Source organism: Rhodococcus sp. NPDC059969 (genome assembly GCF_042738325.1).
GTDB lineage: Bacteria > Actinomycetota > Actinomycetes > Mycobacteriales > Mycobacteriaceae > Rhodococcus_F.
This window is the reverse complement of the sequence record NZ_JBHWUF010000001.1, coordinates 1743495-1764747: the sequence shown is the minus strand read 5'-3', so window position 1 is coordinate 1764747 and position 21253 is coordinate 1743495. Positions and strand designations below refer to the sequence as shown.

Annotated in this window: 19 protein-coding genes and 1 pseudogene; 3 read left to right on the top strand and 17 right to left on the bottom strand. The window is 62.5% G+C overall.

All coding sequences use genetic code 11. From position 1 onward, the window contains the following. The first annotated feature begins 45 nt into the window (after window positions 1–45). On the top strand, window positions 46–993 hold the full coding sequence (locus ACFWAD_RS08240; protein ID WP_378542692.1) for an intradiol ring-cleavage dioxygenase: 948 nt from the start codon (window positions 46–48) through the stop codon (window positions 991–993). Window positions 994–1006: 13 nt separating this feature from the next. Here ACFWAD_RS08240 and ACFWAD_RS08235 read toward each other — a convergent pair whose 3' ends face one another. Genes ACFWAD_RS08235 through ACFWAD_RS08225 form a run of 3 tightly spaced genes read right to left on the bottom strand, consistent with a single transcriptional unit; the run spans window position 1007 to window position 4285 of the window. Next, entirely contained in the window at window positions 1007–3367 is a 2361-nt protein-coding gene (locus ACFWAD_RS08235; RefSeq protein ID WP_378446688.1) for an ATP-binding cassette domain-containing protein, read from the bottom strand. A gap of 52 nt (window positions 3368–3419) precedes the next feature. Then, window positions 3420–3830: a VOC family protein gene (locus ACFWAD_RS08230; RefSeq protein WP_003940539.1), complete on the bottom strand. Its 411-nt coding sequence runs from the start codon at window positions 3828–3830 to the stop codon at window positions 3420–3422. Window positions 3831–3835: 5 nt separating this feature from the next. Then, on the bottom strand, window positions 3836–4285 hold the full coding sequence (locus ACFWAD_RS08225; RefSeq protein ID WP_030535180.1) for a helix-turn-helix transcriptional regulator: 450 nt from the start codon (window positions 4283–4285) through the stop codon (window positions 3836–3838). A 112-nt stretch (window positions 4286–4397) separates the two neighbouring features. Here ACFWAD_RS08225 and ACFWAD_RS08220 point away from each other — a divergent pair, with 112 nt between their 5' ends. Beyond that, on the top strand, window positions 4398–6356 hold the full coding sequence (locus tag ACFWAD_RS08220; RefSeq protein WP_058037706.1) for a M13 family metallopeptidase: 1959 nt from the start codon (window positions 4398–4400) through the stop codon (window positions 6354–6356). Between the two features lie 68 nt (window positions 6357–6424). Here ACFWAD_RS08220 and ACFWAD_RS08215 read toward each other — a convergent pair. The 13 genes and pseudogenes from ACFWAD_RS08215 to ACFWAD_RS08155 form a co-directional block, all read right to left on the bottom strand. Further along, window positions 6425–6747: pseudogene (locus ACFWAD_RS08215) on the bottom strand (YnfA family protein). A 16-nt stretch (window positions 6748–6763) separates the two neighbouring features. Continuing rightward, complete coding sequence (locus ACFWAD_RS08210) at window positions 6764–7849, bottom strand: ABC transporter ATP-binding protein (RefSeq protein ID WP_378542689.1); 1086 nt, start codon at window positions 7847–7849, stop codon at window positions 6764–6766. Window positions 7850–7864: 15 nt separating this feature from the next. Next, window positions 7865–9196 (bottom strand): ABC transporter substrate-binding protein, encoded by a 1332-nt coding sequence (locus tag ACFWAD_RS08205; protein ID WP_378542687.1) that lies wholly within the window; start codon window positions 9194–9196, stop codon window positions 7865–7867. Between the two features lie 37 nt (window positions 9197–9233). After that, window positions 9234–10136, bottom strand: coding sequence for a carbohydrate ABC transporter permease (locus ACFWAD_RS08200; RefSeq protein WP_378531745.1), 903 nt, complete (start codon window positions 10134–10136; stop codon window positions 9234–9236). Then, on the bottom strand, window positions 10133–11107 hold the full coding sequence (locus ACFWAD_RS08195; RefSeq protein ID WP_378446692.1) for a carbohydrate ABC transporter permease: 975 nt from the start codon (window positions 11105–11107) through the stop codon (window positions 10133–10135). Before ACFWAD_RS08195 ends, ACFWAD_RS08200 begins: the two co-directional genes overlap by 4 nt. A gap of 74 nt (window positions 11108–11181) precedes the next feature. Beyond that, the gene (locus tag ACFWAD_RS08190) at window positions 11182–12105 is read right to left on the bottom strand and encodes an Ig-like domain-containing protein (protein WP_378446693.1); all 924 of its coding nucleotides are present in this window, start codon (window positions 12103–12105) and stop codon (window positions 11182–11184) included. Between the two features lie 216 nt (window positions 12106–12321). Further along, window positions 12322–14004 carry an FAD-dependent oxidoreductase gene (locus ACFWAD_RS08185; protein WP_378542685.1) on the bottom strand — a complete coding sequence of 561 codons (1683 nt, stop codon included), beginning with the start codon at window positions 14002–14004 and terminating at the stop codon, window positions 12322–12324. An 81-nt stretch (window positions 14005–14085) separates the two neighbouring features. After that, on the bottom strand, window positions 14086–14967 hold the full coding sequence (locus tag ACFWAD_RS08180; RefSeq protein ID WP_378531741.1) for a hypothetical protein: 882 nt from the start codon (window positions 14965–14967) through the stop codon (window positions 14086–14088). 10 nt (window positions 14968–14977) lie between these two features. Continuing rightward, window positions 14978–15196 (bottom strand): dodecin, encoded by a 219-nt coding sequence (locus ACFWAD_RS08175; protein WP_003939815.1) that lies wholly within the window; start codon window positions 15194–15196, stop codon window positions 14978–14980. Window positions 15197–15211: 15 nt separating this feature from the next. After that, complete coding sequence (locus ACFWAD_RS08170; RefSeq protein WP_378446696.1) at window positions 15212–16423, bottom strand: serine hydrolase domain-containing protein; 1212 nt, start codon at window positions 16421–16423, stop codon at window positions 15212–15214. Between the two features lie 108 nt (window positions 16424–16531). Further along, the gene (locus ACFWAD_RS08165; protein WP_378542683.1) at window positions 16532–17083 is read right to left on the bottom strand and encodes a DUF6764 family protein; all 552 of its coding nucleotides are present in this window, start codon (window positions 17081–17083) and stop codon (window positions 16532–16534) included. A 58-nt stretch (window positions 17084–17141) separates the two neighbouring features. After that, window positions 17142–18182, bottom strand: coding sequence for a non-homologous end-joining DNA ligase (gene ligD, locus ACFWAD_RS08160; RefSeq protein WP_378446698.1), 1041 nt, complete (start codon window positions 18180–18182; stop codon window positions 17142–17144). Next, the gene (locus ACFWAD_RS08155) at window positions 18182–19228 is read right to left on the bottom strand and encodes an ATP-dependent DNA ligase (protein ID WP_378542681.1); all 1047 of its coding nucleotides are present in this window, start codon (window positions 19226–19228) and stop codon (window positions 18182–18184) included. Before ACFWAD_RS08155 ends, ligD begins: the two co-directional genes overlap by 1 nt. Before the next feature lie 109 nt (window positions 19229–19337). Here ACFWAD_RS08155 and ACFWAD_RS08150 point away from each other — a divergent pair, with 109 nt between their 5' ends. Further along, entirely contained in the window at window positions 19338–19955 is a 618-nt protein-coding gene (locus ACFWAD_RS08150; protein ID WP_007731384.1) for a hypothetical protein, read from the top strand. An 87-nt stretch (window positions 19956–20042) separates the two neighbouring features. On the opposite strand, the gene ACFWAD_RS08145 is transcribed toward ACFWAD_RS08150, so the two are convergent. Further along, window positions 20043–21194 carry a magnesium and cobalt transport protein CorA gene (locus ACFWAD_RS08145; RefSeq protein WP_007731382.1) on the bottom strand — a complete coding sequence of 384 codons (1152 nt, stop codon included), beginning with the start codon at window positions 21192–21194 and terminating at the stop codon, window positions 20043–20045. Between the last annotated feature and the right edge of the window lie 59 nt (window positions 21195–21253).

Below are 21253 nucleotides of genomic sequence, written 5' to 3'. Positions count from 1 at the left end.
CGTACACCATTGAGACAACAGCCCACACAATGGAGGTACAGCGGCGTGAACAAAGACATCGAAGCAAGCCGGCTACGCGTGAGCCGTCGACGGGCCCTCGCACTCGGCGGAACCATCAGCCTGGGCGGGCTCATCGCAGCCTGTTCCGGCAACAGTGGCACTTCCACGACTACGTCGGCTGCGGCCGCATCAACGACAACAGCTTCCGGCACTTCCGCTGCGGCCACGTCCGGCGATGCCGTGACCACACTTCTGGCCAAAGCACCGCAGTGCGTCATGAGCAAGGAAGAAACACAGGGCCCCTACTGGTTCGACGTCGACTCCATTCGCGGCGACATCCGCGAGGACCGTCCGGGCACCACGCTGCAGGTGGCGATGCGCGTGCAGGACAACAGCCAGTGCAACGCCGACGGCAGTATCGGCGCGGTCGGTAACGCCGTCGTCGAGATCTGGCACTGCGACGCCGGCGGCGTGTACTCCGGTTTCGAATCCGGCTCCCTGAGCGCCAACGGCGGCGGTGGCGGCGGAACTCCCCCGGCCGGCGGAATGGGGGAACCTCCGTCAGGCGCACCCGGCGGGACGGGCGGCGGCATGGGTGGTTCCGGTGAGACGTCGGACGGTTCGTACAGCGTCGGCGACACCGAAGCCACCACCACCGACGACGGCACCTACCTACGCGGGGCCCAGACCACCGATGCAAACGGCATCGCGCAGTTCACCACGATCTTCCCCGGCTGGTACATGGGCCGCACGACGCACATCCACGTCAAGGTGCACATCGACAAGAAAACGGTCCTCACGTCGCAGACCTTCTTCGACGAGACGCTCCTCGACGAGGTGTACTCGCAGTCCCCGTACAGCGAGCACACCGGTCGTGAGAACAACACGAACAACGCCAGTGACGGCATCTACGACGACACCGGCCTCATGACCGTCGAAAAGCAGTCGGACGGTTCCTACCTCGCCGTCATCAACCTGGGTATCGACGCCTGAGGTAGGAGCCAGGTCAGCCGCCGACGTATGCCGCGAGGTGCTTTCCGGTGAGGGTGGAGCCGTCGGCGACCAGTTCCTCGGGAGTGCCCTCGAAGACGATCCGACCGCCGTCGTGACCGGCACCAGGGCCGAGGTCGATGATCCAGTCGGCGTGCGCCATCACCGCTTGGTGGTGCTCGATGACGATGACCGACTTGCCGGAATCGACGAGTCGATCGAGCAGGCCGAGCAACTGCTCGACGTCGGCCAGGTGCAGTCCGGTGGTCGGCTCGTCGAGAACGTACACGCCGCCCTTCTCCCCCAGGTGCGTTGCCAGCTTGATGCGCTGACGCTCACCACCCGACAGCGTCGTCAGCGGCTGGCCGATCGTGAGGTATCCGAGCCCCACGTCGACCAGTCGGACAAGGATCTTGTGCGCAGCGAGGGTCTTGGCCTCACCGTCGCCGAAGAACTCCTCGGCCTCGGCCACCGACATCGTGAGAACCTCGTTGATGTCCTTGCCACCGAATTTGTATTCGAGTACCTCGGCTTGGAAGCGCTTGCCCTCGCACTCCTCGCAGAGAGTGGCAACGCCGGCCATCATCGCCAGGTCGCTGTAGATGACGCCGTTGCCGTTGCACGTCGGGCAGGCGCCCTCGGAGTTGGCACTGAACAGCGCCGGCTTCACGCCGTTGGCCTTGGCGAATGCCTTGCGAATCGGGTCGAGCAGCCCCGTGTACGTCGCCGGGTTGCTCCGACGCGAGCCGCGGATCGCGCTCTGATCGACCGACACCACGTCTTCGCGTTTCGCGAGCGAGCCGTGGATCAGCGAACTCTTGCCCGACCCGGCGACACCGGTGACCACGACCAGGACGCCGAGCGGTACGTCGACGTCGACGTCCTGCAGGTTGTGTGAGTTCGCTCCACGAATCTCGATTGCTCCGGTGGACTCCCGCACGGTCTCTTTGATTGCGGCCCGGTCGTCGAAGTGACGGCCGGTGACGGTGTCGCTGGCACGCAAACCGTCGACGGTGCCCTCGAAGCAGACGTTTCCGCCGGCGCTACCCGCACCCGGACCGAGGTCGACGATGTGATCGGCGATCACGATCGTCTCCGGCTTGTGCTCGACCACGAGCACGGTGTTGCCCTTGTCCCGCAGGCGCAGCAGTAGGTCGTTCATCCTCGCGATGTCGTGCGGATGCAGGCCGGTGGTGGGCTCGTCGAAAACATACGTGATGTCGGTGAGCGAGGAACCCAGGTGACGAATCATCTTGGTGCGCTGAGCTTCACCGCCGGAGAGGGTTCCCGACGGCCGATCGAGACTGAGGTAGCCGAGTCCGATCTCCACGAACGAGTCGAGCGTTTCACCGAGCGTCGTGAGCAACGGCGCGACCGAAGGCTCCTTCAGTCCGCTGACCCATTCCGCGAGATCGCTGATCTGCATCGAGCAGGCGTCGGCGATGTTGACGCCCTTGATCTTCGACGACCGCGCCCCCTCGCTCAGTCGCGTCCCGTCGCATTCGGGGCAGGTGGTGAACGTGATCGCCCGCTCGACGAAAGCCCGGATGTGGGGCTGCATCGCGTCGACGTCCTTGGCCAGGAACGACTTCTGAATCTGCGGAATCAGACCCGTGTACGTCAGGTTGATGCCTTCGACCTTGATCTTGGTCGGCTCTTTGTAGAGCAGATCGTTCAGTTCCTTCTTGGTGTACTTCTTGATCGGCTTGTCGGGATCGAAGAAACCGCAGCCGCGGTAGATCCGGCCGTACCAACCCTCCATGCTGTAACCGGGCACCGTGATCGCACTCTCGTTGAGCGACTTGGTGTCGTCGTACAACGCGGTCAGATCGAAATCGTTGACCGCCCCTCGTCCCTCACACCGCGGACACATGCCGCCGGTGATCTTGAAGCTGCGACGCTCTTTCGTCTGACGTCCGCCGCGTTCCATCGTGACCGCGCCTGCTCCGGAGATCGAGGCCACGTTGAACGAAAACGCCTGAGGCGAACCGATGTGAGGCTTTCCGAGACGGCTGAACAGGATGCGGAGCATCGCGTTGGCGTCGGTGGCGGTTCCGACGGTCGAGCGCGGGTCGACTCCCATCCGCTGCTGATCGACGATGATCGCGGTGGTCAGGCCGTCGAGAACATCGACGTCCGGCCGCGCGAGCGTCGGCATGAATCCTTGAACGAAAGCGCTGTAGGTCTCGTTGATCATCCGCTGCGATTCCGCGGCGATCGTACTGAACACCAGCGAACTCTTCCCCGAACCGGAGACGCCGGTGAATACCGTCAGCCTCCGCTTCGGGATCTCGACACTGATGTCTTCGAGGTTGTTCACCCGCGCGCCTTGCACGCGGATCAAATCGTGGCTGTCTGCGGTGTGCAAGGCAGTCATCGTGTCTCCATCTGTCAGTCGATCGCCGACGGTCTCAGCGCAGTTGACGGGCTCAGCGCAGTTCTTGAATACGGATCAGGTTTCCCGCTGGGTCCCGGACGGCGCAATCGCGAACGCCGTACGGCTGCTCGGTCGGTTCCTGGACGACGTCGATGTCGCCGGCCTGAAGCCGCTCGAACGTGTCGTCCAGATCTTTGGTGGCCAGGAGAAGTCCGCCGTAGGTGCCCTTGGCCATCATCTCGATGATGGTGCGGCGCTCCTCGTCGGTGATTCCGGGATCGACGGCCGGCGGATGCAGCACGATAGAGGTGCCGGGCTGGCCGGGCGGCCCCACCGTGATCCAACGCATCCCGTCGTAGCCGACGTCGTTGCGAACCTCGAAGCCGAGCGTGTCGCGATAGAAGTTCAGGGCGGCTTCAGGGTCGTCCTGCGGAAGGAAACTCGAGTGAATGGTGATGTCCATGGCGATCACGTTAATTGCGGCTGCGCGGTCTGCGCTTCTCGATTCCTGATCGGTCTGGTGACTTGTTTGGACACGCAGGACGGCATTCCTGCCGTCGACTGCTCGGCCTCGCGCCGATAGACACTGGGCGGAACCCCCACCAATTCGGTGAACTTGCTGCTGAAAGTGCCGAGAGAGCTGCAACCGACCTCGAAGCAGACGTCCGTGACACTGAGGTCTCCGCGCCGCAGTAACGCCATCGCTCGCTCGATTCGCCTGGTCATCAGGTAGGCGTACGGCGGTTCTCCGTATGCCTGACGGAATTGGCGACTGAGATGCCCCGCAGACATGTTCACTCCCCGCGCGAGCGCCTCCACGTCCAGAGGCCGCGCGTACTCCCGGTCGATACGGTCTCGCACACGTCGTAGTCGCGCGAGGTCCTGCAGGTGCGGATCTGCGGCAGGTCTGCTGGTCACGTATTCGATCGTGCCATGCCATACCGACGTTGCCCAGCACAAGAGATGAACTCGGCGTGGAGCGATCGCGCACACACCGAGCAGTTCGTCATGATCGTGTAAGGATGGAGAAATGACCACGGCTCATCGCTCAGGCATCGACCTCACCCACCTCGACGGCGACACACGGGCGCAGGACGATCTGTTCGTCCACGTCAACGGAAAATGGCTCGCCGAATACGAGATTCCGGCAGACCGCGCAGTCGACGGGGCCTTCCGGACGCTCTACGACAAGGCCGAAGAAGACGTACAGACCATCATCACCGAAGCCGCGGAGTCCAACTCGGCCGCCGGTACCGATGCACAGCGCATCGGCGACCTGTACTCGAGCTTCATGGACGCCGACGCCGTGGAGGCCGCAGGCCTCGGCCCCATCGACGACGAGCTCGACGCCGTCGCCGATGCGCCGGACCGGTCGTCGCTGGCCACCGTGATCGGACGCCACCAGCGCGTCGGCGTCGGCGGTGCCATCTCGCATTACGTCGACACCGATGCCAAGAACTCCGAGCGGTACCTGATCCACTTCAGCCAGTCGGGAATCAGCCTCCCCGACGAGTCGTACTACCGCGAGGACAATTACGCGGAAATCCGCGAGAAGTACGTCGCGCACATCGACAAGATGTTCACCCTGGCCGGCGTCGGGTACGACGCACAGCGTGTGTTCGAACTCGAGAAGAAGATCGCGGCCGGGCACTGGGACGTCGTCAAGCGTCGTGACGCAGATCTGAGCTACAACCTCGTGGGCTTCGAGGAACTGACCGAGCAGAACCCCGGGTTGGACTGGGCTGCGTGGCTGTCGGGTCTCGGCGCCGATTCGGAGAAGTTCGCCGAGATCGTCGTCCGTCAGCCGGACTTCCTGCACACCTTCACCGCACTCTGGGCGTCGGAGTCACTCGACGACTGGAAGGCATGGGCGGCGTGGAAGGTGCTTCATGCCCGTTCCCCTTACCTGCATTCGGCCCTGGTCGACGAAACCTTTGCGTTCTACGGCACCACGCTGTCCGGGACCGAAGAAAACCGTGAGCGCTGGAAGCGCGGGGTAAGCCTGGTCCAGGATCTGCTCGGTGAGGCCGTCGGCAAGCTCTACGTCGATCGACACTTCCCCGCAGAGGCGAAGACCCGCATGCTGGAACTGGTCGCAAACCTGCAGGAGGCGTACCGCCGCAACATCTCCGACCTCGAGTGGATGAGCCCGCAGACACGTGAGGCTGCATTGGCCAAGCTCGAGAAGTTCACTCCGAAGATCGGTTACCCCGACAAGTGGCGGGACTACGCCGGTCTCGAGATCTCGGCTACCGACCTGGTGGGCAACTACCGTCGTGGATACGCCGCCGAGTACGACCGTGACCTGGCCAAGCTGGGCGGCCCCGTCGACCGTGACGAGTGGTTCATGACACCGCAGACCGTCAACGCCTACTACAACCCGGGCATGAACGAAATCGTGTTCCCCGCAGCCATTCTCCAGCCGCCGTTCTTCGACGCGGCAGCCGACGACGCTGCCAACTACGGCGGCATCGGCGCAGTCATCGGACACGAGATCGGTCACGGCTTCGACGATCAGGGCGCGAAGTACGACGGTGACGGCAACATGGTCGACTGGTGGACCGACGAGGATCGCAGCGAATTCGGCAAGCGCACAAAGGCTCTCATCGAGCAGTACAACGAATTCGAGCCGAAGGAACTGCCAGGCCACCACGTCAACGGCGAGTTCACGATCGGCGAGAACATCGGCGACCTCGGCGGGCTGTCGATCGCGATCGCGGCGTACAAGATCGCAACCGAAGGTACCGAACCGCCGGTCATCGACGGACTGACCGGCTTGCAGCGCGTGTTCTTCGGGTGGGCGCAGGTGTGGCGCACGAAGGCTCGGGAGGCCGAAGCGCTTCGCCGCCTGGCCGTCGACCCGCACTCGCCGCCGGAGTTCCGGTGCAACGGCGTCGTCCGCAACCTCGACACGTTCCACGAGGAGTTCGACGTCAAGCCCGGTGACGCACTGTATTTGGAGCCGGAGAAGCGTGTGAAGATCTGGTAAGTGGGGCAAGCCCCTGTGCGCGCTTAAGGACCCCCTGGACTCCCTGAGCGCGCACGGGGCCGAAGGCCCTACCGGGCGTACATGATCACCCCGACACCGACGAGACAGATCAGCGCACCGGCGATGTCGAAGCGATCCGGGCGAAATCCGTCCATCACCACTGCCCAGAGCAGCGACCCCGCAACGAAGATGCCGCCGTACGCGGCGAGGATACGGCCGAAGTTGGCATCAGGTTGCATGGTCGCGACCAGGCCGTAGAGGCCGAGCGAGATGACGCCCAGCCCTACCCAGATCCCTTGTGCTCGCGAATTCCCTGCCACACCAACCACGCGCCCCCAATTTCGAGCAGCGCGGCGAGAACGAACAACAGCAGCGAACGTGCGACGGTCATGCCGCACACAGTATCGCTACAGACGGACCCCGGTCTCCGCGGAGAAGAAGTACACCTCACCCGCTTTGGGCAGCAGGTGGAGCGACTCTCCTGGCGTCACGGACATCTTCCGGTCGACGCGGATGACAATCCGTCCGGATCGACTCTGCCACTGGCAATCCGGCGACCCCTTCGCGTACACGAACGATTCGGCGCCCAACTCTTCGAGCAGGTCGGCATCCACGGCCAGCGAGCCCCTTCGCCACGCTCCCACCAGATCCCACGACTCCGGGCGAACTCCCACGACGACCCGTTCCCGCTCAGACGCCCCGGTGGGCAGCGGTATCCGTAAATCACCGACCACTGCGACGGTGCCCTCGACCGGCGCTTCGATCAAGTTCATGCCCGGCGACCCGATGAAGGCGGCCACAAAAGTGTTGACGGGATTGTCGTAAAGTTCGCGCGGCTTCGCCACCTGCTGCAAGCGACCGTCCAGCATGACCGCCACCCGGTCTCCCATCGTCATCGCTTCCACCTGATCGTGGGTGACGTAGACCGTTGTGGTGCCGAGCCGACGTTGCAGGGCGGCGATCTGTGACCGCGTACTGACGCGCAGTTTGGCATCCAGATTGCTGAGCGGCTCATCCATGCAGAACACCTTGGGATGGCGAACGATGGCTCTGCCCATGGCAACTCGCTGACGTTGCCCGCCCGACAGCTTTGCCGGCTTACGCCCGAGCAAGGGTTCGAGTTCGAGCATCCGCGCGGCCTCGAGTACCCGCTCCCGGCGCTCCGTCTTTCCCACTCCGGCGTTCTGGAGCGCGAAGCCCATGTTCTGTTCGACGGTCATGTTCGGGTACAGCGCGTAACTCTGAAACACCATGGCGACGTCACGTGCTCGCGGAGCGAGGTGCGTGACGTCCGTGCCGCCGATCTCGATCCGGCCGTCCGACGCGGATTCGAGACCGGCGAGCATTCGCAGGCTGGTGGACTTACCGCAACCGGAAGGTCCTACGAGTACCAGGAACTCACCGTCGGCGATGTCGAGGTCGAGACGGTCGACTGCCGGTCGATCGGTTCCTTCGTAGCGGTGCGTTACTCCCGCGAATTGCACGTTTGCCATGAGTGTTCTCTCCTACTACTTCGGCAGCTTGGGGGTGATCTGCCGGTCGATGATCTGCTGCAACTGGGTCGCGACGCCGGCGAATGTCGATGCGGCGTCGGCCTTCTGGAGAGCGATCTGCTCGAGTCCGGTACCGATGATCTGATCTCCACCCGGCACGAACACGCGTGCGTAGTCCTGCGAGCGCGTGCGCGCAAGCTGATCCACTGCGGTTCGGGAGTTGGGGTTCGCGTCGAGGAACGCCTTCATGCTCGGCTCCGACGTTGCCGACTTGCGGACCGGCATGTAGCCGACGTTCTGCGAGAAGTATGCCGTGTTCTCACCATTGGTGATGAAGTCGATGAACTTGAGCGCGTTCTTCTTCCGCTGATCGGAGATCTTGGACGGGATCGCAAGCCCGGCACCGCCGGTGGGGCAACCGGGAGTTCCGTCCACCGCGGGGAGGAAAGCGGTACCGAAGTCGAAGTTCGCAGTCTTCTTGATGCCGGACAGATCGCCCGTCGACGCGATGGTCGACGCCAGAATGCCGGTACCGAATTCGTTTGCGATGTCGGTGGAGACCGCGGCGTACTTCTTGTCGTGAATCATGCTGGAGAGGAACTGCCCTGCGGCAATGGTCTTCTCGTTGTCGAGCTGCAGATTCCACTGGTCGGAGTACGAGCCGCCGAACGTCCAGATGGGGCCTTCGTAGGTCCAGCCGAGGTAATCCTTCGCGTTGCCCCACCCGTGTGCCAACTTGCCGTTGCCCACGACCTTCTGCAGCTCAGGTCCCCACTCGTCGAACTCCTGCCACGTCGCGGGCCCACGGTCGGGAAGGCCGGCCTGCGACCAGACCGCCTTGTTGTAGTAGAACAACGGCGTCGACCGAGCGTAGGGAAGCGCATAGTGCTTACCCTGGAAAAGGTAGTCGGCGAGCAGCGAATCGACGTAGTCGGCCGAGTCGACGCCCACCTCGGAGAAGAGTCCGTCGAGCGGCTCGATTGCCCCGGCCAGTGCATAGTTGAACCACCAGACATCCGACAGCACAACCACATCGGGAACATCTCCGCCGGAGAGTGCAGCGTTGAACTTCTGTGCCACCTCTTCGTAGTTCTTGCCACCGTCCACCAAGTTGACCTTCAGGTCCGGGTACTTGGTCTGGAAGCGGTTGATCAGTTCCTTCTCCACGTCGGTGGACTTACCCGGGTGGTTCGACCAGAAGGTGATGGTGTTGGAATCACCCGCAGCACCGGATGTTCCCGCAGCATCAGCGCTCGACCCCCCGGAACCCGCGCACGCGGTCAGTGCGGCGCCGGCGGCGATTGCTCCGCCGAGGCTCAAGAAACCACGCCTGTTCATGTTTGCCATTACTGCTCCTCGAAAAAGAAATGTGACGGGAAAGCTGTCAGCCCTTGACCGCACCGGAGGTGAGGCCCTTGATCATGTGTCGTTGCAGCAGAAGGAAAATCACCAGGATCGGTAGCATCGTCAGCACCGTTCCTGCCATGACCGGACCCCAGTTGGTGAGTCCGTCGTTGTTCTGCAGTTGGGTCAATCCGATCGGCAGCGGCGCTACCGAGGAATCGTCGGACATGAGGAACGGCCACAGGTACTCGTTCCATTCGTTCACCACCGTGATGATGCCGAACGCCACCATCGTCGGCCCCGACACGGGAAGCACCACGCGCCAGAGCAGTCGCCAGTGGCCGGCGCCGTCCATCCGCGCCGCCTCGATGATCTCCGAAGGGATCGAGAGGAAATGGTTGCGCATGAGGAACGTACCGAAGGCTACACCCGCGAGCGGAACTATGATGCCCTGGAACGTGTTACGCCATCCCCACTCTGCCACGAGCGCGTAGTTCGAGATCACGGTGATCTGGTTCGGAACCATCAACGCTGCGATGATGCCGAGAAAGACGAAGTTTTTCCCCGGGAAGCGCAGGAACACCAATCCGTAGGCACTGAGCGTCCCCAGAACGAACTTCGCCGCGGACAGGATCGTCGTGATCACTATCGAGTTTCGCAGAAACATCCAGAACGGAACCGATGTCGTTGCTTCGGAATAGTTTTCGGGATGCAACGACGACGGCCACCACGTTGCCGGCTGGGTGTAGATCTCCGGTCGCTCCTTGAACGAAGTCATCACGATCCAGTACAGCGGCAGGACGATGATGACCAAGGCGATCACCATTGCCGCGTAGCCGAGGATCTTGACGCCGACCTCACGCCGATCCACGTTCCTGCGGTCCGGGCCCGGCCGGACGACGGAAGTCGGAGCAGCGCTTTTCTTTTCCTCTACCGCTGTCATTTCTCTTCTCCCCGATCCATGGCACGAACCTGGTAGACGGTGATGATCAGCAGGATCAAGAACATGATGGTGGCAACCGTCGCGCCGTAGCCCGCCCGGAAGTTTCGGAACGTCTCGTTGTAAACCTGGTAGACCATCGTCGTCGTCCCCGTCCCCAGCGGGCCACCTCGGGTCATGACGTTGATGATGTCGAAGACCTGGAGCGAGTTGAGCATGACGGTGATGGAGAGAAAGAACGTCGTCGGGCGCAACTGAGGCAGGAGCACGCGGCGGAACTTTGTCCACGGCTTGGCGCCGTCGATTTCGGCGGCTTCGTTCAACTCTTGCCGAACTCCCTGCAGCGCAGCGAGATAAATGACAAACGTGTACCCGAGGTTCTTCCACATGTACGTCACCGTCACCATGAACAGTGCCCAGTGGGGATCCTGATAGAAGTCGGGCGATTGGAGTCCGACACGGTGCAGGAGATCCTGGATCAATCCGAAGTTGGGGTCGAAGACGAACTGAAACGCCACACCGATCGCGGCACCGGAGATCACAAAGGGAGCGAAGATGGCCGATCGGACCAGGTTTCGCCCGACGAGCTTGCGATCGAGCAGCATGGCCAACGCCAAGCCGATGACCATCGAACCCACGACGGTGACCAACGTGAATACCACTGTGTTGGTGACGATCTGCCAGGTGTCGCTTCGTCCGAACCACTCGCGGTAGTTACTCAGACCGATGAACGTCGCCTTCGGGTCCGCAATGTTCCAGTCGAAGAACGAAAGTCGGATGTTGTCGACCAACGGACGATAGGTGAACAAGATCAGCAACGCGAGATTGGGACCTACCAAGAGCGCAAAGAGCGCGTAGTCACGCCATGGTCTGCCCCACAGACCTGGCTTGCCTGAAGTGGGCAGCGTTCTTTCCGGACTCGATCTCACTGAGGCAGTCTGACCGCCCGCAAAGAATGAATGGTGAACGTACAAGACACTCGAGCTGAACGCGACACGAAAAAGGCCCTGCGCGAATACTTCTCGCGCAGGGCCTTCGTCGACGAGGTCTAGCGGTTCCAGTCACCCAATCCGTCGGCGCCGCTGAGGACTCCACCTGCGGTGTTCTGCACGATCACCGGGTCGCCCTTGCCTGCGTTTTCGAAGAACCACTTGGCGTTCTCGGTGCTGACATTGAGGCAGCCGTGGCTGACGTTGGTGAAACCTTGTTGCGCAACCGACCACGGAGCGGCATGGACGAAGATGCCGCTGTAGGAGATTCGTGTCGCGTACTCGACGTAGGTGCGGTAGCCCTCCGGAGAATCGATCGGAACGCCGTACGTGGACGAATCCATGTACATGTCACGCAGCTGCTCGCCGACGATGTACGTGCCGTTCGGTGTTTCGTGTCCCGGCTTGCCGAACGACGTCGGCATGGTGCGCACCACCTCGCCGTTGCGGGTGACGGTGACCTGCTTGGTGTTGTCGTCCGCGACGGTGACGAGTGCGTCACCGATGTTGAACGTGGAGTGCGAATCACCGGCGTCGACGGTCACGGAGATGTTCGCCGGCCAGAACTGTGCCGGCTTCCAACGGACCTGACTGTTGTTGATCCAGTAGAAGTTGCCCTCGACCGGCGGATTGGTGGTCACACGAATAGCGCGTTCTGCCGTGGCACGGTCATCGACGGCCTCGTTGAAACGAATGATGATCGGCTGCGCGATGCCGACGGTCTCGCCCGCGGACGGGTTGAGCGACGGCGCGGAGAAGTTGGGTGCACCGATGGGCGCCTGAATCGGCGTACCGGGGATGCCCGGAACCGGAATTGCCGGGTCGAGGTACGGAACGCCGGGGATCACGGGCAACGGAATGTCGGGTCCACCGGGAAAGAGAGGAACAGCCGCGGAAGGTCCGGCGAGAGCGAGGCCGGCAGCCACCGCTCCGACGATTGCCACGGCAACCCGCGACGTCCGACGACCCTGTTTGCTGCCCATGTCACTACCTTCGCTCGACTGACCACGTACTCACGTGGATCGTGCGCGGCCGGCATCGATACCCGCCTGGTACCGATGCCGATGCACCATTCGGACGCACCGGCCGGGCGCACACCTACACACCCGAGCACGCCGAAGAGAGCAAACCGCACATTTCCATAGTCATTAACACACAAATGCGGCAATCGAGCAATTCGGATGTTCGCCCAACCGTTGCTATCCCTCGCTGCGGGCAGCGGCCAACATGGATTCGATGGAGATGAGTTTGGTTCGCGGGCGTCCGGCCGCGGCACCGGATGCGCGTTCTGCCTTGTCGATACGCTGCCAACCCTGATAGTCCACCTGATCCGGCGACCTGTCTGCCAGCAGAACCTGCAACTTGTCGGCATCCTCGGTGGGAGCGGCAAGGCGTCCACCTGCGAAGTCGTCGAAGATCATCGAAACGGTCTCCGCGGAGCAGTATTTATTGGTGCCGATCACGCCCGTCGGTCCACGCTTGATCCAACCCGCGACGTAGACACCCGGGATCGGTGTGCCGGTCTCGGTGTCGATCACTCGGCCGTTCTCGTTGGGGATCACGCCGCGAGCGTCGTCGAAAGGCAAGTCGGCCATCGGCGTACCGCGGTATCCCACGGATCGAAGCACCAGCGAAGTGTCGATCGTTTCCTCGGCTTCGGTGGGTCGGGCGGAGAGTTGACCGGTCGGCGTTGCAACCAACTCGTTTCTCACGATGCGCACCTGAGAGACCGCGTCGTCACCGAGGATCTCGACGGGAGAGGTGAGGAACCGCAGAACAATCCTCTTGCGAGACGGATCGGCAGTACGTGAAGCAAATTCTTGCGCCTGCTTGACCTTGAACAACACGGACGGCTCGGCAGCATCACTGTCCACGAATGCCTGACTGGCCTCGTCGAGTTCGGCCTCGACCGGGTCGACCACGACGTCCACGTCCGCCATCTGTCCGAGTGCCAACAGTTCGGGGTTGGTGTACGCGGCCTGCGCCGGCCCGCGACGTCCGAGAATGACGACCTCACGAATCTTGCTGTTGCGCAGCGCTTCCAATGCATGCTCGGCGAGGTCCGTTTTCGCAAGCTTGTCAGGGTCGGTCACCAGGATTCGCGCGACGTCGAGTGCGACGTTGCCGTTTCCGACGATCACTGCTCGCTCTCCGGAGAGGTCGAAAGTTCGGTCGGCATATCCCGGGTGACCGTTGTACCAGGCGACGAACTCCGTGGCCGCGTGACTTCCCGGCAGATCCTCACCCGGGATCTCGAGCTTGCGGTCCCCCGCAGCACCCACCGCGTAGATCACCGCATGATGATGGTCCAAGAGTTCGGAGTGCGAGATGTGCGCGCCCACCTCGACGTTGAAGTGGCAGCGCACGGTCTTCTTCGCGACCACGGCACGGAACTGGTCGGTGACGCCTTTAGTTCCGGGATGATCCGGAGCCACACCGGCACGCACCAATCCGTAGGGAGTGGGAAGTCGATCGAACATGTCGACCTCAACGCGAGGCTTGCCGGTCAATTCCATCGCCGCGTAGCAGGCGGCCGGGCCGGATCCGACGATCGCCACTTTCAGCGTTCCCAGCTCAGGGTCGATCTTGGCCATCGTGATCGGCTCGGGCCAATCCGGGCCCATCGGATGCTTCTCGAAGTACGACGCGTTCATCTGCAGATACGGCGCGTCGTCCTCGTCGAGTTCGTTGTCCGGAAAAATTGCCTCAACAGGGCATTCGTCCACACAGGCACCACAATCGATGCAGGTGTCCGGGTCGATGTAGAGCATTTCGGTGGTCGCGAACGGAGCTTCGTCCGGTGTCGGATGAATGCAATTGACCGGACACACGTCAACACACGAGGCGTCGTTGCAGCACGGCTGCGTGATCACATACGCCATGACATTCCCCTATCCCTGAAACACGAAGCTCGAACTGGTTCCCAGACTATAACGTGTTCCAATTTGGCGCGAGAATCGTTTTCAGATAACGCCATTGCGCTTCAGCAGCCACACCGCCTGCACGGTGGCGTGACCTCGCCATTCCAGTGCAGCGGCGGGCGAGTAGCTGTCGAAATCCACCGCCCATCCGCCGTCATCACGTTGTCGCGCAGCGAGCGCGGACAGTTCGGACTCGATCACCGATGCATCGAACAACGTGCGGGTCGGACCACCTGGAAGCGGTGAGAAATCGAGTGGCCGCATGAATTCGCCCTCCGCTCCGCCGTCCACGCGAACCAAGCCGTCAGCTGGTATCCGCGAACCAAGAGCGGTCACCAATGACGACGCTTCGGGGTTGCTCCGGTGAACCGCGTCGAGAAACTGCAACGCAAAGGCCAACTCGAGGGCATGCAGAGACTCCGCCCCGTCGATCGAGTCGAGGCAATATCGAACGGCAGAGACGAACCACGGATGTTCGGCGACAGCCTCGTCGAATTCGGCGACGCTGGCCGCTGCAGCACACACGATGCTGGTGATCTGCAACGACGGCGCAGTCGGATCCGCGCTCACCCAGAAGGGCGCACAACCGGCCGGGTCGGCGATCGGGAAGGCGAACGGCAAACCGCCGCCGGCCAGCGAATTCGCCTGCAACCAATCGCACAGTTCGACGGCTCTGCGCGTCGGCGTTCCGATGTCGGCAAAAGCTTCGAAGGCGTGCAGCGCTCCGCCAGGTTGGCTGGTTGCCGAGCGGAGATCAGGTTCGAGTCCCCAGCCGTACCCACCGTCCGGGTTGCGATAGCTGTCCACAGCCGCCAATGCCGCGGTCCGGTCACCCTGTCCGAGAATCAGATTCAGTCGATGCCGATCGAGCGTCCTGGCGTGTCCTGCCATGAACCCGACGGCCGCCGTGAGATCGACACTCATCAAGGACGGCTCAAGATTCGTCGCCGTCGAGTCGGAAGCCGACCTTCAACGTGACCTGGAAGTGCGCTACGGCGCCGTTCTCGATGTGCCCGCGGGTTTCCACCACTTCGAACCATTCGAGGTTGCGGACCGTCTCGTTCGCCCGGGCGATGGCGGTGCGAATTGCCGCGTCACTGCTCTCGGTGGACGAGCCGACGATCTCGGTCACCCGGTACACGTTGCTGCTCATGGCATTCCCTTCGTGTCAGATTCGACGAACCAACTCCTGCGCCTCGGCACCGAGCCTCGCAAGGCGAAGATCACCGAGAGCTGTCACAGCACTACCCAACCTGTTGGTGGTGAAACCGAGTGAGAGTCCGCTGGACAGGTCCGCGTACGCGCCCGAACCGCCGACTCCGTAGTGGCCGATCGCATTACGCGGCTGCCGACGCGCGGCGATGATCGGCGGGTGGTAACCGAGAGTCCAGTTGGGCCGCACCGCAAGGACGTAGTCACGATCGCGAGTCTGAATCGTCGACATCTGGTCGATGGTCGATTCCTTCAGGAACCGCTTCCCGTCGATCACGCCACCGTTCGCGATGGCGCCGTACATCTTCGCGAGAGCACGTGCGCTGAACACTCCGTTCCAGCCCGGCATCACGGCGTCGTGGACAGCGGGGTTGCGCACCATGACGTCGAAACCGTCCGGCATCGCGGCCTCCGCAAGTCCGCGAGTCGGACCGACGTGTGAGAGCACGGTCGAAGCGAAGGCCCAGTTCAGGCCCGCAGGATTGATATGTGGGAACAGCTTCGCGATACGTGGACGCTCGGTTTCGGGTACGCGATACCAGAATTCGTCGACTCCGAGAGGCTTCGCAATTTCGGCCTGCACTACGTCGATGAACGACTGACCGGACACCCTGGCGACAAGTTCGGCCACCAACCAGCCATAGGTCACAGCGTGATAGCCAGGGCCTCGGAGCCGACGCGGATCAGGCTTCTCGGCGGCCAAGGCAGCCACGACCGCGTCGTAGTCCATCAGGTCGAGAGGATGCGGCATGAGGCCGCGCACTCGATGAAGGCCCGCCCGATGCGACATCAGTTCGCGGACGGTGATCTTGTCCTTGCCTGCCGCCGCGAACTCTGGCCAGTACTGAGCAACCGGAGCGTCGTAGTCGATGAGTCCACGTTCGGCGAGCCGATGGACAACAGTGCTGGCGACGCCTTTGCCGGTCGAGAACGACAGCGACACCGTGTCGTGGTCCCAGCGCCGATCGCGATCGGCATTGCCTGCCCAGATATCGAGCACCTTCTCGCCGCCCAGGTACACGACGAGCGCGCCGCCGCCTTGTTGCGGTTGGCGGTACATCGCAAAGAAGCGGTCTGCCAAAGGAAGGAATCGCCGGTCCACGTACAGCTCGGTGCGCGAAGGCACCTCCACCCGGGCGAGCGAACCCCGTCGTGCATTGGGAGTCATCGCGTCCTCCGATCCCCACTGATCAAGTTGCCCGGTCACCCGATCGGTGACAGGAGCTTGACACCATTGTGACCACTGTCACGCACGAGGCTCAGGGCCGGGGTGCCCTCACGGGGTGACCCACGTCGAAGTGCCGTCACTGATACATCCCTGACCTGTGGCGATGTTGAAAACAAGGGTGGGGCCGCCCGAGCAGATCGCCCCGACGTCCGCGTCACCCACCGCCGCTCTGCCGCCGGGCCCGCTGAGCACCACGGCAAAAGGCGAGGAGTCGGTGCGGCCGAGTGCCAGCGAGCCCGGACCGTACGCAACGGCGGCAAGTAGACCACCGCGCGACTCCGCCGCCGCGACTCCGCCGAAGAGTCCCACGCCCGCCGACCGGCCACCGTCTCGCGAATCCGCGACGCCGACGCCGTCGCCCTCCACGTGTGAAATCGCGTAGCTGGAGGGATCTGCCACCGCTCGGCACGCAGACGCCCCCTCGACGATCGTCTGATCTTGGCCGCGCGCCGAACAATCCAACGTCGCAGCTGAGGCCGTTCCGCTACCGAATGACAATCCGAAGGCGGCAAGAATCATGCCACCCGCCGCCATACCTACTGCTCGCGTTTTCCGGCGATCCATATCCAACCCCCACAGTGCATTCGACGTGACGTGCATTCGACGTGACCGTACATTCGACGTCTAATCGAATTACCCGATATGTCCGCCTCTGACGCTACCCGTCTTTGTTCTTCCGATCGCGGTCCTTGCTCGGTTGAACACGTTTGGGTTCACCGGGCATTTTGGGATAGTTCGGCGGGTACGGCAGATCGCCCAACCCTGCCGCAAGATCCTTCTCCCACATCTCCAGCAGAACGTCGAGGGCAAAGGCCTTGTCGTGCATCGCTTCCATCGGATCTCCGCGATCTGCGAGCAGGCCGGGAACCGTGGCGATGGTGCAGTCGTCGGGATGCACGTCGCGCAGTTCGTTCCACGTCACCGGGGTCGACACTGTCGCGATCGGTGTCTTACGGGCGGAGTACGCCGCCGCGATGGTCCGGTCGCGGGCATTCTGATTGAAGTCGATGAAGATTCGCTCCCCGCGCTCTTCCTTCCACCACGCCGTGGTGGCTCGATCGGCACTGCGACGCTCGACCTCACGAGCGAGGGCGATACCCGCGTGACGGACCTCGACGAAATCCCAGCGCGCTTCGAGCGGGATGTAGACGTGAAGGCCTCGGCCACCGGACGTCTTGGGGAATCCCTCCAATCCCAGCTCGTCGAGCAGTGGGCGAAGAACTTCATCCGCGATGGCAACGGCCTCGTCGAATCCGGTCCCCGGTTGCGGATCGAGATCGATGCGGAGTTCGTCCGGGTGATCGGTGTCCGGGCACCGCACGGCCCACGGATGAAACGTGACGGTCCCGAGATTTGCAGCCCACACGATGTTCGCGGCACTGCGCACTCGAAGGACATCAGCCTTGCGACCCGACGGGAACGTGACCTCGCAGGATTCGACGTGCTCTGGCCGCTTTGCCGGCAGACGCTTCTGGTAGACCTCTTCGCCCTCGATGCCGTCGGGGAACCGCTGAAGATGCGTGGGGCGATCTTGGAGCGCTCGCAGCGCTGCGCCCTGCAGCGCCACCGTGCGGTAGTACTCGACAAGATGTCGCTTGGTTCCGCCGTCCTCACCCAGCTGCGGATAGTAGATCTTGTCCGGGCTCGACAACCGGACCGCGATCCCGTCGACGTCCAATTCCTCTGCCGGACTCGCCATCATTTACCACCTGCAAGTACATCCGCGAAGTCGTATCGCACCGGAACCTCCAACTGATCGAATGTGCATTCGTCGGGCACCCTGTCCGGACGCCAGCGCAGGAATCGTGCAGCATGCCGGAAGCGTTCCCCTTCCATCTGGTCGTATGCCACTTCCAGCACCCGCTCCGGACGAAGCGGAATCCACGAGCGGTCTGCGGCAGATCGCCACCGACTGGCCTCGCCTTCGGCCACAACGTCGTCCCCGAGCCGCAGAGGCTCGAGCTCGGCCAGCAACTCGATTCGCCGCGCAGCGGTAAAAGCCGAAGCGCCACCGACCATCTTCAATTCCGAACCGTCGAACAGACCCAGAAGCATCGACCCGATACCCGGCTGACTCTTGTGGGGACGGTAGCCCAGCAATACGACATCCGCGGTCCTGGCGTGTTTCACCTTGATCATCTCGCGCTTGTTCGGCAGGTACGGCCCCGCCAGCTTCTTGGCGACAACCCCGTCGAGGCCCGCGCCTTCGAAGGTGTCAAACCAACCCATTGCTTCGGCGCTGTCTGCCGTCGCGGCAGTCACGTGGCAACTCGGTCCGCCGCCGACGGAATCGAGGAGCAGCGCACGCCGCACACCGAAATCCTCGATCGAGACGTCTCGATCCCCGAGCGCAAGTAGATCGAACCCGACAAACTGGGCGGGCGTTTGTTCCGACAACAATGCAACGCGGCTCGCTGCGGGATGAATACGTTCAGACAATGCTTCCCAACTCAGGCGCGTCACACCGTCGATTTCACGGGGAACCACCAGTTCGCCGTCCACGACGCATTTCTCGGGCAATTCAGCTTTGACAGCTTCAACTGCTTCGGGAAAATACCGCGCCAAGTCTTTTCCTCCCCGCGACCCGAGCACCACTTCGTCACCGTCGCGAAAGATGATTGCTCGAAATCCGTCCCATTTCGGCTCGTACGACCACGTCGGATCACCGGACTCGGGCTGAGACGGCACGGTGGCCGCGGCCTTCGCGAGCATCGGGGCAAGCGGCGGCATCAGGGGTAGGTCCACCTACCCATACTGACAGTCCGGTTGGCAATTCGACTACCGATGTATTGGAATAGGTCCCGAACAATCTACGAACCATCAGAATTATCCAAGAATCAACAAAGGGGTCCCTATGTCCGGAATCGTCCGGCGACTTTGCACTGCGGTGATCGCAACTTCTGCAATCGCCGCCTTCACCGTCGGTTGCGGTTCCGACATCGAGCCGAAAGCCATTGCGGAATCTTCGTCCTCGGTTGCCGATTCGACAACTACCTCAGCGGCCCCGACCACCTCGAAGATCACCGGCCAGGAGGGCTCGGACGACGGCGGCGACGTCGACATCGACGTGTCGATCGGTGATTGCGTCAAGCTCGGCGGTACCACGACGGCCGCGGAAATTGACAACGCGGACTGCGGTAGCAAGGATTCCAACTACAAGGTGGTCGCCAAGGTTCCCACCTCTGATCTGTGTGCCTCCGATGTCGACTCGTACTACTACGAGACTCTCGCGGGTGACGAGCAGGGCGCTGTCTGTCTCGACGTCGACTGGGTAGTGGGCGGATGCATGGATCTCGGCAGCGGAATGGACGAGCCTGCCCGCATCGAATGCTCGGATACCAGCGGCACCAATGTCGTCGAGGTCGTCGAAATTCTGCAGAACTCCACGTCGATCGACGAATGCGGTTCGGGGGCAGACTCGGGATTCGAGCACCCGGAACGTAAGTTCACGGTCTGCGTCGCCACGCTCTGATTCGAGCGCCTTCCCGAAAACACCTGTGCGCCTTGCCAACCGAATTCGGTTGACAAGGCGCACAGCGCTTTCTACAACGAGTGCTTTCTACAGCCAGCCCCGACGCTTGAAGATCGTGTAGAGACTTCCACACGTCAGGAACATCATCGAGAGCGCAAACGGATAGCCCAAGTGCCAGTGCAGTTCCGGCATGTCGTCGAAGTTCATCCCGTACACGGTTCCGATGAGCGTCGGCGCGAAGAGAATTGCCGCCCACGCCGAGACCTTCTTGATCTCCTCGTTCTGCGCGTAGCTTGCCTGCGTCAGATTGCGCATCTCCTCGTTCTGGTTCTGCGACACCAGAGTTGCGTTCACCGTGAGGATGTTTCCGAGCAACTGACGAAAGCCGTCGGCCCGCTCCACCACAGTCGTCGCATGGTCAGTGACGTCGCGGAGGTAACGCTGGAGTTCTTCGTCCGTGTGGTACTTGTCGAATCCTGCCGACAACCCACGCAGCATCCCCAGCAGCGGACGAGTCGCCCGCTGGAATTCGATCACCTCACGGGTCAATTCGTAGATGCGACGCGATACTCCGGGATCGCCACTGAACACTTCGGTTTCGATCTCGTCGATGTCGTTCTGCAGGCCGGCAACAACCGGCGCGTACCCGTCGACGACCGCGTCGAGAATGGCGTAGAGAACAGCCTCGGTGCCCAATCGCAAGAGGTCGGGGTCGTTCTCCATGCGAGTCCGCACCGCCGACAGATCCGGCGATTCACTGTGACGGACGGTCAGAATGAAGTTCGGACCACAGAAGATGTGCAGCTCGCCGAATTCGACCCGCTCGGTCTCGTCGCGGTACCGCGCTGCCCGCAGGACCACGAACAGCGTCTTGCCGTAGCGCTCGAGCTTGGGGCGCTGGTGCGCGACGATCGCATCCTCGACCGCCAGTTCGTGGAGGTCGAAATGCTGTGCAGCGGCATACAACTGAGCGTCGTCGGGCCGGTACATTCCGATCCACGCCATCGACTGCGAATCCGGAAGGCAGGACAGCGCTTCCGCCAGCGTGGACGGTGACGCAATCCGCTCGCCGTCGCGGTACACGCCACTGTTGACGACGGTCGATTCGACGGGCGCTACTGCCTCGGGCGGGGCGGCCTTGACGACGGTGCGCGCGGCACGTGAGTGTCCGGGATGCGAGTCACCGAGACCCGCAGAACGACGTGGCAGTACCGACCGTGAACGACGAAATTCGCGCATGCTGAACAGCTTTCAAGGGAAGAGTGAACGACGACGCTTGCTTCACAGCAAAGCTGAAG

Excerpts from the sequence above, each read along its gene's own strand:
- ACFWAD_RS08235 (WP_378446688.1), bottom strand. The coding sequence starts at position 3,367 with ATGACTGCCTTGCACACCGCAGACAGCCACGATTTGATCCGCGTGCAA.
- ACFWAD_RS08230 (WP_003940539.1), bottom strand. The coding sequence starts at position 3,830 with ATGGACATCACCATTCACTCGAGTTTCCTTCCGCAGGACGACCCTGAA.
- ACFWAD_RS08220 (WP_058037706.1), top strand. The coding sequence starts at position 4,398 with ATGACCACGGCTCATCGCTCAGGCATCGACCTCACCCACCTCGACGGC.
- ACFWAD_RS08210 (WP_378542689.1), bottom strand. The coding sequence starts at position 7,849 with ATGGCAAACGTGCAATTCGCGGGAGTAACGCACCGCTACGAAGGAACC.
- ACFWAD_RS08205 (WP_378542687.1), bottom strand. The coding sequence starts at position 9,196 with ATGGCAAACATGAACAGGCGTGGTTTCTTGAGCCTCGGCGGAGCAATC.
- ACFWAD_RS08200 (WP_378531745.1), bottom strand. The coding sequence starts at position 10,136 with ATGACAGCGGTAGAGGAAAAGAAAAGCGCTGCTCCGACTTCCGTCGTC.
- ACFWAD_RS08190 (WP_378446693.1), bottom strand. The coding sequence starts at position 12,105 with ATGGGCAGCAAACAGGGTCGTCGGACGTCGCGGGTTGCCGTGGCAATC.
- ACFWAD_RS08185 (WP_378542685.1), bottom strand. The coding sequence starts at position 14,004 with ATGGCGTATGTGATCACGCAGCCGTGCTGCAACGACGCCTCGTGTGTT.
- ACFWAD_RS08180 (WP_378531741.1), bottom strand. The coding sequence starts at position 14,967 with ATGAGTGTCGATCTCACGGCGGCCGTCGGGTTCATGGCAGGACACGCC.
- ACFWAD_RS08175 (WP_003939815.1), bottom strand. The coding sequence starts at position 15,196 with ATGAGCAGCAACGTGTACCGGGTGACCGAGATCGTCGGCTCGTCCACC.
- ACFWAD_RS08170 (WP_378446696.1), bottom strand. The coding sequence starts at position 16,423 with ATGACTCCCAATGCACGACGGGGTTCGCTCGCCCGGGTGGAGGTGCCT.
- ACFWAD_RS08165 (WP_378542683.1), bottom strand. The coding sequence starts at position 17,083 with ATGCACGTCACGTCGAATGCACTGTGGGGGTTGGATATGGATCGCCGG.
- ligD (WP_378446698.1), bottom strand. The coding sequence starts at position 18,182 with ATGGCGAGTCCGGCAGAGGAATTGGACGTCGACGGGATCGCGGTCCGG.
- ACFWAD_RS08150 (WP_007731384.1), top strand. The coding sequence starts at position 19,338 with ATGTCCGGAATCGTCCGGCGACTTTGCACTGCGGTGATCGCAACTTCT.
- ACFWAD_RS08145 (WP_007731382.1), bottom strand. The coding sequence starts at position 21,194 with ATGCGCGAATTTCGTCGTTCACGGTCGGTACTGCCACGTCGTTCTGCG.